12 protein-coding genes are annotated in these 12,393 nt (G+C 67.9%); 2 read left to right on the forward strand and 10 right to left on the reverse strand.

What is annotated here, in order from left to right; genetic code table 11:
- Positions 1 to 10: 10 nt before the first annotated feature.
- From G5A46_RS14715 to G5A46_RS14760, 10 genes are all read right to left on the reverse strand, one after another.
- Positions 11 to 1,042: a cysteine synthase A gene (locus tag G5A46_RS14715; RefSeq protein ID WP_163850557.1), complete on the reverse strand. Its 1,032-nt coding sequence runs from the start codon at positions 1,040 to 1,042 to the stop codon at positions 11 to 13.
- Between the two features lie 88 nt (positions 1,043 to 1,130).
- Positions 1,131 to 2,270 (reverse strand): NUDIX domain-containing protein, encoded by a 1,140-nt coding sequence (locus tag G5A46_RS14720; protein WP_239520955.1) that lies wholly within the window; start codon positions 2,268 to 2,270, stop codon positions 1,131 to 1,133.
- 8 nt (positions 2,271 to 2,278) lie between these two features.
- The gene (locus G5A46_RS14725) at positions 2,279 to 2,725 is read right to left on the reverse strand and encodes a TrgA family protein (protein ID WP_163850559.1); all 447 of its coding nucleotides are present in this window, start codon (positions 2,723 to 2,725) and stop codon (positions 2,279 to 2,281) included.
- A gap of 98 nt (positions 2,726 to 2,823) precedes the next feature.
- On the reverse strand, positions 2,824 to 4,242 hold the full coding sequence (locus G5A46_RS14730) for a cryptochrome/photolyase family protein (protein ID WP_204318763.1): 1,419 nt from the start codon (positions 4,240 to 4,242) through the stop codon (positions 2,824 to 2,826).
- Between the two features lie 172 nt (positions 4,243 to 4,414).
- Positions 4,415 to 6,058: a BCCT family transporter gene (locus tag G5A46_RS14735; RefSeq protein ID WP_163850561.1), complete on the reverse strand. Its 1,644-nt coding sequence runs from the start codon at positions 6,056 to 6,058 to the stop codon at positions 4,415 to 4,417.
- Between the two features lie 201 nt (positions 6,059 to 6,259).
- On the reverse strand, positions 6,260 to 6,679 hold the full coding sequence (locus G5A46_RS14740) for a universal stress protein (protein WP_163850563.1): 420 nt from the start codon (positions 6,677 to 6,679) through the stop codon (positions 6,260 to 6,262).
- Between the two features lie 231 nt (positions 6,680 to 6,910).
- Positions 6,911 to 7,900, reverse strand: a complete 990-nt coding sequence (gene acuI / locus G5A46_RS14745; RefSeq protein WP_163850565.1) for an acryloyl-CoA reductase — start codon at positions 7,898 to 7,900, stop codon at positions 6,911 to 6,913.
- 58 nt (positions 7,901 to 7,958) lie between these two features.
- The gene (locus G5A46_RS14750) at positions 7,959 to 8,504 is read right to left on the reverse strand and encodes a DinB family protein (protein ID WP_163850567.1); all 546 of its coding nucleotides are present in this window, start codon (positions 8,502 to 8,504) and stop codon (positions 7,959 to 7,961) included.
- Positions 8,505 to 8,635: 131 nt separating this feature from the next.
- Positions 8,636 to 9,748, reverse strand: coding sequence for a 3-dehydroquinate synthase (gene aroB, locus G5A46_RS14755; protein WP_163850569.1), 1,113 nt, complete (start codon positions 9,746 to 9,748; stop codon positions 8,636 to 8,638).
- A complete protein-coding gene (locus G5A46_RS14760) occupies positions 9,745 to 10,290 on the reverse strand; it encodes a shikimate kinase (RefSeq protein WP_163850571.1) in 546 nt (181 codons plus the stop codon). Before G5A46_RS14760 ends, aroB begins: the two co-directional genes overlap by 4 nt.
- Before the next feature lie 122 nt (positions 10,291 to 10,412).
- Here G5A46_RS14760 and G5A46_RS19665 point away from each other — a divergent pair, with 122 nt between their 5' ends.
- Both G5A46_RS19665 and G5A46_RS14765 read left to right on the forward strand, forming a co-directional pair.
- A complete protein-coding gene (locus tag G5A46_RS19665) occupies positions 10,413 to 10,562 on the forward strand; it encodes a hypothetical protein (protein WP_204318764.1) in 150 nt (49 codons plus the stop codon).
- A 169-nt stretch (positions 10,563 to 10,731) separates the two neighbouring features.
- Positions 10,732 to 12,387 carry a hypothetical protein gene (locus tag G5A46_RS14765; protein ID WP_239520959.1) on the forward strand — a complete coding sequence of 552 codons (1,656 nt, stop codon included), beginning with the start codon at positions 10,732 to 10,734 and terminating at the stop codon, positions 12,385 to 12,387.
- Positions 12,388 to 12,393 lie beyond the last annotated feature (6 nt).

Genomic DNA, 12,393 nt, shown 5'->3' on the forward strand with positions numbered 1-12,393 from the left:
CAGGGATAGTTCATTCAGTGAACACACCCGGAATTGAGCGCGGCCCCTCGGTCAGCCAGGACGGGGTGGGCAGGCCCTTTTCACGCAGGAACTCCGGGTTGAACAGCTTGGACTGATAGCGGTTGCCGTAATCGCACAGGATCGTCACGATCGTATGGCCCGGCCCCAGATCACGCGCCAGGCGCACGGCGCCGGCGACGTTGATCCCCGTGGACCCGCCCAGGCACAGCCCCTCCTCCGCCAGCAGATCGAAGATATAGGGCAACGCCTCCTCATCCGGGATCTGATAGGCGAAATCGGGGGTGAACCCTTCGAGATTGGCGGTGATGCGCCCCTGGCCGATCCCCTCGGTGATCGACGAGCCTTCGGATTTCAGATCCCCGTTGCGGTAGAATTCATAAAGCGCGGCCCCCATCGGATCGGCCAGCGCGACCTTGACCCCATGCGGTTGCAGCGCCATCGCGGTGCCCGCCAGCGTGCCCCCCGACCCGACCGACGAGACAAAGCCGTCGACCTTGCCCCCGGTCTGTTCCCAGATCTCCGGCCCGGTGCCGGCGACATGGGCCTGGCGGTTGGCGACGTTGTCGAACTGATTTGCCCAGATCGCACCATGAGGTTCGGATTGAGCAAGCTTTTCGGCCAGACGTTGCGAATACTTGACGTAATTGTTGGGATTGCGATAGGGCGCGGCCGGCACCTGGACCAGTTCCGCCCCGGCCAGGCGCAGCATGTCCTTCTTTTCCTGACTCTGCGTTTCGGGAATGACGATCACCGTCTTGAACCCCATCGAGGCCCCTACCAGCGCCAGACCGATACCGGTGTTGCCGGCCGTGCCCTCGACGATGGTGCCCCCCGGTTCCAACTGCCCCTTCTCAATCGCATCGCGAATGATGTACAGGGCCGCGCGGTCCTTGACCGACTGGCCGGGATTCAGGAATTCGGCCTTGCCCAGAATGGTGCAGCCGGTTTCCTCGCTTGCGCGGCGCAACTTGATCAGCGGCGTATTCCCGACCGCTTCGGCCAGATCAGAGGCAAATCGCATCGGCTTTCCTTTCAGCTTGGACGCCACGACCCAATGCCGGACGCCATTTCCCGTGTCTCGCAAGATCTACCGCCGCCCCCGCGCGACCTCAAGCAGCGCCCCGCGCAAGCCCGGCCCGCAGGCGGGAACGTTCACGCGCCAGCCAGAGCAGCGACAGAATGAGCGGGCCGTTATCGGCCTCCCCTCGGGACAACAGATCCATCGCGGCCTCAAAGCTCAGAATATGGGTTCTTATGTCCTCCCCCTCGTTGTCCAGCCCGCCGGGGCCGGTATGGCCGTCGGGCAGGTCGCACAGGCCGAGGTAAAGGTAGAAATACTCCGTCAGAAAGCCCGGGCTGGGATAGAAACTGCCGATCTCCTCCAGCCTGTGCAGGCTCAGCCCGGCCTCTTCGGCGCATTCGCGGCGCGCGGCGGCGGCAGGGGTTTCGCCCACGTCGACCCGGCCCGCCACGGGTTCCAGCACCCAGGGGTGCGGCGCCCCGCGCCCGTAGGGGCCCATGCGGAATTGTTCGACCAACAGCACCCGGTCGCGCAGCGGATCATAGGGAAGAACGATGGCCGCATCGGCGGCGACGAAGATCTCCCGCCGGATCGGATCCGACAGCGCCCCGGCAAAGGTCGGGTGGCGCAGGTCGTGGACCTCCGTGCGGAAGTAGCCCTGATGCGCAGCATCCACCGCCAGCGAGGTCACGTCGCGCCGGTGCAGATCGGTGCCCATCTGACGGGGGGGCGCGTCGCGCTGCGCCCGCATCCGCGATGCCGCGCGGGCCAGCACCTGGGGCATCCGCCCTTGCAGGTCGGTCCCGGCAAAGCGGCCATGGTGGGACATTACTTCCGGCACTGCTTCCAGCGTATCGGCGCGCGACCGGGCCTGCCAGATCTCCAGCGCCCAGACCTCGTCCGAGGCATCGGGCGGACCCTGGGTGCGGTAGACCAGCGCCGGCACCGGACCGGTCGCGGTCTCCACCACCTCTTCGCGGGCAACGTAGCCAAAGGCGTCCTCGTAGTGGTGCAGCCGGTCCAGCGCCCGCGCACCGGGATCGCGCAGCAGCAGACCCGGCGCACCGTGGCCGGGCGTGTTCACCAGCACCGGCCAGGCCCCGGCGGCGGCCCGCATCGCCCGCCATCCGGGCAGGGTGGCGGGCTCCACCGCCAGGTCGGCGCCTGCAACCATGCGCAGCAGGTCGGGGTCACGCAGCGTTCCGAATACGAAAAGAGATGTGGTCACGGCCCCTCCTAGCGCCAGCGGGTGGCGGCGAACCGGGTCACCAGGACGGCGACGAGCCCCCCCCCGAACAATGTCGCCGCGATATGCGGATATGCCATCTTGGTCAGGAAATCGAAGCCCAGCGGGATCATGGCATAAATCGCCTCCACCGGGCCATCGTATTGGCGGGCAAGGGCGCGATCCAGCACCTCGTTGCCGACTTGCAGGAACAGGGCCAGTGCGACCAGCACGATGGGCGCGGTGATCGCATGGCTGATCATGTCGGACAGGGTGGTGTCCGCGCGCACCTGCCGCCCCACCAGCCGCCACCCCACCAGAAAGCCGAAGCCGGCGTTGATCAGGGCAAAGTTGCCGAAATTTCGCTGCTCCGGCCAGACCTCGATCACCTGGAGAGAGACCAGGTAGCCCAGGGCGGCCAGGCACACACCGGCCAGAAGTTTGGGCGCCGTGAACATGTGGTGGTCCTTTTGTTGCTCCTGCTGATACCTAGCCGTGCTCACGGGGCGGGCGCAAGGCGTCGCAGGGGCGGGGCGGGCGGCTGCACGGGCGGTGGTCACTCGACCTTGTGGCGGGCATAGGCTTCCAGCGCGGCCCGCCGCCCGTCGGAAAGGGAAACCACGGGTTCGGGATAGGGTTGATCGGGCGACAGCGCCCAGTGGCGCGGGATCGCGGCGTACCAGGACCGTGCGGTCTGTGGCGGATCGGCCTGCCCCTCGGCGATCCAGGCGCGGCGCCAGCTGCCGCCGGGATCGAATTTCGCCGCCTGGGTGTCCGGGTTGAAGATGCGGAAATAGGGCGCGGCATCCGGCCCCGACCCCGCCACCCATTGCCAGCCAAGCGCATTGCTGGCCACATCCCAATCCACCAGGCAGTCGCGGAACCATTCCGCCCCGATGGACCAATGGCACAGCAGGTGTTTCGTCAGGTAGGAGGCGGCGATCATTCGCGCCCGGTTGTGCATCCGCCCGGTGACATACATCTGCCGCATCGCGGCATCGACGAAGGGCACGCCGGTACGGCCCTGTTTCCAGGCGCGGACCCTGGCGCTGCGGGCGTCGCGGTCCCAGTCGAACCCGTCCCATTCCGGGCGCCAGTTGGCGTCCAGCAGCTGTGGCGTGTGGTACATCAGGTGATAGGCGAATTCACGCCAGACCAGTTCCTTGCGAAAGGTTTCGGCCCCTGCCTTGCCGTCCTGCGCGGCCCGCAACGCGGCGTGCCAGCAACGCCGGGGGGAAATCTCCCCAAGGCTGAGGTGATCCGACAAGTCGCTGGTGCCGTCGCGGCCGGGAAAGTCGCGGGATCGGGCGTAATCCTCTGCCCGGTCGCGGATGAAGACCGACAGGCGGGCCAGGGCGGCGGCCTCTCCGGCATCGACATGGCGGGCAACGATCGCAGCGCCCCGGTCCATGGCGGCCCCCAACTGCCAATCGGCCAGCCGATCGCTGTCGGGCCAGCGGTCGGGTGCGGGGATGTGGGCGGGCGCGGGCCGAGGCTGCGGCAGGTCGCGGTCCTTCACATTGCGCCACATGGGGGTAAAGACCTTGTAATAGCCGCCCTGCCCCGTCTCCACCTCCCAGGGTTCGAACAGCAGGTGACCGGCGTGGGAAGTCGCGCGCAGACCGGCGTCACGCAGGGCGGATTTCACCCGGCTGTCACGCTCCGTCGTTTCGGGATCATAGAGACGCGACCAATGCACCGCCCCCGCCCCGGTTTGTCGGGCAAGGTCTTCCAGCACTTCGCGCGCGGGACCGGCACGCAGGATCAGGCGGCTGCCGACGGCTTCCAGATCACCGGCCAGCGCCTGGAGCGACAGGCCCAGTCGGAATTTCGGCGCCGCCCCCAGACCATCGACACCGGCATCGCGGATGAACACCGGGATGACCGGCGCCCCCTGCGCCAGAGCGGCGGCGAGAGCGGGGTGGTCCGACAGCCGCAGGTCACGGCGCAGCCAGAGGATCACGGGGGCAGGCATCGGCAACTCCTTGACGGTTTCGGCCAAGGTAGCGCGTGACCCGCCGGGTCAAGAGCCGCGCTCCGGACCGGCCGACGCGGCAGCAGCGCTCAGTCACCCGGCAGCCGCCCATGAAAAACCCCCGCCCGCCAAGGACGGCGGACGGGGGCATCACGTGATCCCATGGTCGGGATCAGGTCTTGCGGCGTTCTTCCAGCAGACCCCGCCAGATGGTGAAGCACATCAGCAGCAGCACGACCGTGAACGGCAGGCCCGTGGAAATCACCATGGATTGCAGGCTGTTCAACCCACCCGCCGACAACAGCAGCACGATGGCCACCGCGCCTTCGAACAGGCACCAGAAAACCCGCTGCGGCACCGGCGCATCGACCTTGCCGCCGGCGGTGATCGTGTCGATCACCAGCGACCCGGAATCCGAGGAGGTGACAAAGAAGACGATGACCAGCACGATCCCGATGAAGGAGGTGATCGTGGTCAACGGCAGACCATCCAGCATCTTGAACAGCTGGATCGGCAGCTCGGCCTCCTTGGCGGCGGTGTAGCCGTCCTGGATCACCTGCTGGATCGCGACGCCGCCAAAGACGGACATCCACAGCACGCAGACCAGCGAGGGGATCAGCAGCACGCAGGTGATGAACTCACGCACCGACCGGCCCCGGCTGACACGGGCGATGAACATCCCGACAAAGGGTGACCAGGAGATCCACCAGGCCCAGTAGAACGAAGTCCAGCCCTGCACGAAATTGGTGTCGTCTCGTCCGATCGGATTGGCCAGGGCAGGCAGATGTTGCAGGTAGGCACCCAGGTAATCGACAAAGCCGGTCAGGATCGCGATGGTCGGCCCCGCGATCAGCGTGAACAGCAGCAGCGCGAAGGCCAGGCCCATGTTGACCTCGGACAGCAGCTTGACCCCGCCATCCAGCCCGCGCAGCACCGACACCAGCGCCACCGCCGTGATGCAGGAGATCAGGATCACCTCCGTGGTGGAGGAGACGGGAATGCCGAACAGCTCGTTCAGGCCGGCGTTGGCCTGCGTCGCCCCCAGCCCCAGCGAGGTCGCCAGGCCGAACAGCGTGGCAAAGACCGCCAACGTGTCGATCAGATGGCCCCACCAGCCCCAGACGCGTTCGCCCAGCAGCGGATAGAAGGCGGAGCGGATGGTCAGCGGCAGGCCCTTGTTGTAGCTGAACAGCGCCAGTGCCAGCGCGACCACGGCATAGATCGCCCAGGGGTGCAGACCCCAGTGGAAGATCGTCGCCGCCATGCCCAGACGGATGGCCGCCTGCTCGTCACCCTCGGCACCGCCCAGCGGCGCCCAATCGGTACGCAGGCCGTCCTCGCCGGTGGCGATCCCGCCCAGGGAGGACGAGAAATGCGACAGCGGCTCGCTGACGCCGTAGAACATCAGGCCGATACCCATACCGGCGGCGAACAGCATCGCGAACCAGCCGGCATAGGTATAGTCCGGAGTGGCTTCCTTGCCGCCCAGGCGGACATTGCCCAGCGGCGTCACGATCAGCAGCAGGCAGAAGATGACAAAGAGGTTGGCCGCCCCGATGAAGAACCAGTCAAAGCCCTTGGTCACCTCGGAGAAGAGCCAGGAGAACGCCGCGCCCGCATGTTCGGGCAGGGCGAGGGTGTAGAAGACGAAGGCGATGATCGCCAGGCCCGAGACCAGGAAGACCGGGTTGTGGATGTCAAATCCGAATGGCCCAACCTGCCCGTCGATATTGTCCTGACCGATTTCGTAATCGGTCTGGATCACAGCCGCCGCACCTTCCGGCGCGGGGATTCCCTGATCCGATGTGTCACTCATGTTACGATTCCCGTTTCAGTCATTTCTCTTTTTGTTGTCGCGCTATTCTCTCGCGTTGCTTCCCTGTTTATTTTTCGTCGTCTTTTCATTGACTTCGCGGTGTATCCCGCGATTCCCCCCGGCCCTGCCGGGGACGCAAGGCGCGACCGCGGGGATGCCCCCCCACGACAGCGCCGCGCTGGCGGTGCGCATCCGGCGGGGTCAACCGCCCCGGACGATCAGCACCGAAACCTTGGCATGGGTCGCCAGCGACCCGCCGTTGGACGGCCAGATGTAATCGGTCACATTGGGGATGTGGCTGGCCATCACCACGAGGTCCGCGCCGGTGTCCTTGACCGCGTCCAGCAGGGCCGGGTCCAGGTCGGTGGCGGGGTCGTGGCTGGTCACCGCATGGGCCGTGGCCTCGATCCCGCGCAGGCGGGCCTGCTCGTTGGCGAAGGCGTCCAGCTTGGCGGCGAATTCCTCGGGCGTGCGGGCCACGGCGCCGGGCACCGCAGCGGAAACGCCGACATAGACCACACGCGCCTTGTACAGCTGCGCCAGATCGGCGGCGCAGCTCAGCGCGCGATCCAGCTTGTCCGCATGGGCGAGGTCCACGGGGACCATCACTGTGTTGAACACGTCGATTACTCCTTTTGCTTGCCAGCCCAGCGGCGCCACCTTGGAAAAAGGGCAATGCGGGCGGTCCTGCGCGGGCGTCACATCACCGAAAGGGTGCGGCGCCTCGATTTTGTGCAGGCTAACAGGAGTTGCGCCGGGATGACACCCGTGCACAGGAAATAGACATCGTCGCATCTCGGAGCGGGCCGCCCGCAGGGGCCGCCCGTCCCGTTGGCAAGGGGCGCCCTCGGCTCAGCCGGCGATATCGACGACCACGCGACCCTTGACCTGGCCTTGCAGGATCGCGGCGCCCAGTTTGGGCAGGTCGTCCAACGTGGCAGGCTGCACCGCCGCCTCCAGCTTGTCCATCGGCAGGTCGCGAGCCACCCGTTCCCAGGCGCGCAGACGGTTCTCGTAGGGTTGCATCACGCTGTCGATGCCCAGCAGATTCACCCCGCGCAGCAGGAAGGGGATCACCGTGGCCGGCAGTTTCGCGCCGCCCGCCAGGCCCACGGCGGCGACCGAGGCGCCGTATTTCATCTGTCCCAGCACGCGGGCCAGCATGTCGCCGCCAACCGCGTCGATGCAGCCGGCCCAGGCCTCGGATTCCAGCGGGCGTTTGACCGTTTCGGCCAGATCGGCACGCGGCACGATGGTGGAGGCGCCCAGCGACTTCAGGTAGTCACCTGTTTCAGGGCGGCCGGTGACAGCGGCGACCTCGTAGCCCAGCCCGGACAGGATCATCGTCGCGACAGAGCCGACACCGCCCGCGGCCCCCGTGACCAGCACCGGGCCCTTGTCCGGGGTCAGACCATGATCCTCCAGCGCCATCACCGACAGCATCGCGGTGAACCCGGCGGTGCCGACGGCCATCGCCTGGCGCGAGGTCAGCCCGGCGGGCAGCGGCACCAGCCAATCGGCGCGCACTCGGGCCTTTTCCGCGTAGCCGCCCCAATGCGCCTCACCCACGCGCCAGCCGGTCAGCACGACCTTGTCGCCCGGCGCGTAGCGGTCATCGCTGGACGACTCCACCGTGCCGGCGAAATCGATGCCCGGCACATGGGGATACTTGCGCACCAGACCGCCGCCATTCTCCGACAGACACAGCCCGTCCTTGTAGTTCACGGTGGAATATTCCACCGCGACCGTCACCTCCGCCTCGGGCAAGTCGCTTTCGGGGATATCGCGGATCGCCGGTTTCGCCGGTCCGTCGCCGTCCTTTTCGACAAGCAGCGCTTTCATGTCGGTCTCCTTTTCTGGGTATGACGTGATCCTGGTGTGACTTCGGGGTGCGGGCCGATCAGCCAGGCGGGGGGCTGTCCGGGCGCGCAGGGGCGGCAGGCGTCGGATCGGGGATCAGGAACAGGTCCGTATCCGCCGGGGCGGCGCCGGCCGCCGTCAGCAGCGCGTGCACCTGGCCGCGATGATGGGCCTGGTGGTTGAACATATGTGCGATGCAAAGCCCGCGCGGCCGGGTCACCTCGGCGCTCAGGGCGCCGGAATACCAGCGCAGATCGCCGGCCAGCGCGGCCGCCGTCTGCGTCGCGGCCCAGCGGTCGATCCGGGCGTCCATCCGCTGGCGGTCCCGCCACCAGGCGGCCAGATCCGGCGTCAGTCCGGGACTGTCGGCCACGCCCCCCTGCGGACGCGCGCCGCCGTCGAACCGCGACATCCACATCGCGTCCCCCCAAAGCAGATGGTTCGCCGTGCCCAGGATCGACCCGAAGAACGCCCCGCGGTCGGCCCGCAGCGCGGCCTCGGACAGCCCTGCCATCGCGGCCTGCATCCGGCAATTCTGCCAGGCGTTGTAACGCGCCATGGTCTGGCAATAGTCCGGCGTGATCATCGCGGTCTTTCCCCTCCTGTGGCGCGCCGGGCGCGACGTCCGCCACGGCCAGGTGTGGCGGCCCTGCGATAACAGCGGCTGCGGCGGCGGAATGCAACCACCCACCCCGTCGGGGCGCGGCGTTCAGCGCATCATCTTGCCGACAGCGCGTCCGCGAGCAGCCCGTGCAGGATCTCCGGCGGCACCTCCGCCGAGACGAAGGCCGTGCCGATCCCCCGCGCCAGGACGAACCGCAACTGGCCATCCACGACCTTCTTGTCCTGCGCCATCAAGTTCATCAGCGCCTCCGCCTCCGGCAGATCACCGGGGATGTCGGCCAGGTCGGTCTTCATTCCCATATCGCGCAGATGCGCCCGCAGTCGCGAGGGGTCTTCCTGCGCACACAGGCCCAACCGCGCCGACAGTTCGAACGCCAGCGCACAGCCGATGGCAACGCCTTCGCCGTGCAGCAAGCGGTCGGAATAGCCGGTGGCCGATTCCAGCGCGTGACAGAAGGTGTGGCCGAGGTTCAGCAGCGCGCGGTCGCCCTGCTCCGTCTCGTCGCGAGCGACGATCTCGGCCTTCATCTCGCAGGAGCGCCGAACCGCATGCACCCGCGCGGCCATATCGCCGGCGGCCATGTCGGGGCCATGCGCCTCAAGCCAGTCAAAGAATTCCGCATCGCCCAGCAGACCGTATTTCACAACCTCGCCATAGCCGGACAGGAACTCCCGCCCCGGCAGTGACGACAGCACATCGGTATCCGCCAGAACCAGCGTCGGCTGGTGAAAGGCGCCGATCAGGTTCTTGCCCTGTGGCGCGTTGATCCCGGTCTTGCCCCCGACCGAACTGTCGACCTGCGCCAACAGCGTCGTGGGCACCTGTACGAACCGGACCCCCCGGCGCAGCACGGCGGCGGCGAATCCCGCCAGATCGCCGATCACCCCGCCCCCCAGGGCCAGAATCATGTCGTTCCGCTCGATCTTCTGGTCCAGCAGCCAGTCGACGGCGCGGCAGAGCTGCGGCCAGCCCTTGGTCTGTTCACCGGCTGGCAAAGCCAGGGACACCATGTCGATTCCCTGCCCGGCCAGCCCGTCGCGCAGGCCTTCAAGATGGAGGGGCGCGACCGTCTCGTCTGTCAGGACCGCCACGCGGGAGCGGTGCAGATGCGGCGCGATCAGCGCGCCGGAGCGGGCCAGCAGCCCAGGCCCGATTTCGATGTCATAGGACCGGGGGCCCAGGTTCACGCGGACGGTTTCGATCATGTCTCCTCCAGGACGTCGGGGCGGGTCAGCAGGGCGGAGGTCACACGTTCGGCCATCTGTGCCACCGATACCCCCGCCTCGGAGCGGGCGGACAGATCGGCGGTGGCATAGACCGGCACGCGGACCTCGAACAGCTGGGTGAGGGTGGCCAGGGGATCGGGCGTGCGCAACAGCGGCCGGGTATCGCGATGCCGCACCCGCGACCACAGCACCCGCAGATCCGCGTCCAGCCAGACAGACACCCCCCGTTCCGAGATAATGCGCCGGTTCCCGTCACGCAGGAAGGCCCCGCCGCCGGTGGACAGGATACAGGGCGCGTCGTCCAGCAACCGGGCCAACACCTGGCTTTCGCGGTCACGAAAGAACTGCTCACCGTCGCGGGCGAAGATCTCGGCGATTTCCATGTTGGCGGCAGTCACGATCTCGGCGTCCGAATCGCGGAACGGCACGGCCAGATGCGCCGCCAGGGCCTTGCCCACGGCGGTCTTGCCGGCGCCCATCATGCCGACCATCACTACCGTTTTCTTCAGTCTCCAGCCCATCGCCCGGCAAAACCTCGGCACCGAAATGCCTGTTGCGGAATTTCCCGACTGAATGGCGTGATCTTGCCGGAAAGGCCAGCTATAACTTGGTACGAAAACGCGAAAAATCGGGCAGGTCACGCATGTTTCGGATAATCAAATGGCTGTTCTACCTTGCCATTCTGGGGGGAATCGCCCTCGTCGCCTATGCCTATGTCGGGCCGTTCTTCGGCGCCGATTTCGCGCCGCCCTCGCAGGAGATGCGAACCCCCGTGGTGCTGGATGCGAGCTGAGGCACAGGCCCTGTCCACCCCTAGGCCCGCCTCCCGGCGGCGGCACGAATGCGCCCTGCCCGACGCGGTCCCCGGCCTTCTGACCTTCTACGCAGGGATCGCCCCGCCGGTACCGCCACCAACCGCCGCCGGTCCATTGCCGGCCCGCCCACGGCCGTTGTGGCTGCTGATGGGTCTGACGCTGGCGCTGTCCACGCTGAGCGGCGCGGCCGTCGCGCAGGAGACGGGTGAGCGCCCGATCTCGGCCATCGACTGGCTGAACCGCGATGTGCTGCCGGCGCCCCACGCAGCCCCCCGCGCCGGCATCGGCTCCACCACCGGCCTGAACGGCGTGGCACGGCCCGGCGCGGATCCGACCTTCGGTCTGGACCTCGACGGGGCCGCGCTGCAAACCACAGGCCGCTTTGCCCCACCCGGCGAACCGCCTGTGGCCAGCACCGCGCAACGCCCGGAGGTCCGCACCAGCACCCTGGACGAGACCCGCGCCGGGGGAGTCGGCCTGTTGCCGCAAGCGGTAACCGGCCTGCCGCTGACGCTCTGGTCCGCCTCCGAGGCGGAAATTCTGTCGCGGCGGATCGGCGGGCTGGACGTGGCAGGCTTGCCCGCGATGCAATCCCTGCTCTATTCCCTGCTGCTGGCCGAAGCTGATCCCCCCAGGGGCGAAGGCCGCGATCCCGTGCTGCTGCAGGCCCGCGTCGACAAGCTTTACGAGCTGGGGGCGGTGGATCCCGCGCTGGCCCTGCTGGCCCGCGCCGGGCCGGACCGTCACGAGGCATTGTTCGCCCGATGGTTCGACCTGTCGCTGCTGGCCGGCACCGAAGACGAAGCCTGCACCCGCCTGATCGCCGCCCCCGATCTGTCGCCGGGCTATGCCGAACATATCTTCTGCCTTGCCCGCACCGGCGATTGGGAGACGGCGGCCCTGACCTTCGGCTCCGTCAGCGCGCTTGGCCTGCTGGACCCGTCGACGGAGGGGCTGTTGCTGCGGTTTCTCGATGTCGGCATGGACGAGGACGCGGTGGCGCTGCCGCCGCCGTCGCAGATCACCCCGCTGGCTTTTCGCCTTCAGGAAGCCATCGGAGAACCGTTGCCCGCCGCCGCCCTGCCGCGTGCCTTTGCCATGACGGATCTGCGCAACGTTTCCGGCTGGAAGGCCGAGATCGAAGCGGCAGAGCGCCTGGCCCGCACCGGCGCCATGCCTGAAAACCGCCTGCTGGGCGTCTATTCGGATCGCAAGCCGGCGGCGTCCGGCGGGATCTGGGACCGGGTGGCCGCGATCCAGCGCTTTGACGCGGCGATCCAGTCGCGACGCGATGCCGATCGCGCCCTGGCCGCCCTGCCCGAGGCCTGGACGGCGATGCGCCGCGCCGAGCTGGAGGTGCCGTTTTCCCGTCTCTACGGTCCCGCGCTGGCCCGGATCACCCCCGCATCGGGGCCGGCCCGCGCGCTGGCGTTTCGCATCGCGCTGCTGTCGGACGATTACGAGGCCGCCGCCGGACAGCTGAAACCGGCCACGCCCACCGAACGTTTCCTGCTGGGCCTGACCCGGGGCGAGCCCGCGCCTGACGACGTGATCGGCCCGCGTGCCGCCGCGATCGCGCGCGGCTTCGACCTGTCGCGGCCCTTGCCGCGCGGTATCCGCGCCCATCTGGACGCCGGCCGGCTGGGGGAGGCCATCGTGGAGGCGATGGCCCTTTATACCCGCGCCGCCTCCGGCGAATGGAAGGATATTTCCGACGCGCTGGCCACCTTCCGCCATGTCGGGCTGGAGGACACCGCCCGTCGGGCGGCATTGCAGATGATGATCCTGGACCGGGCGGGCTGATGGGCG

It is taken from the genome of Pseudooceanicola aestuarii, from assembly GCF_010614805.1.
Lineage (GTDB): Bacteria > Pseudomonadota > Alphaproteobacteria > Rhodobacterales > Rhodobacteraceae > Pseudooceanicola > Pseudooceanicola aestuarii.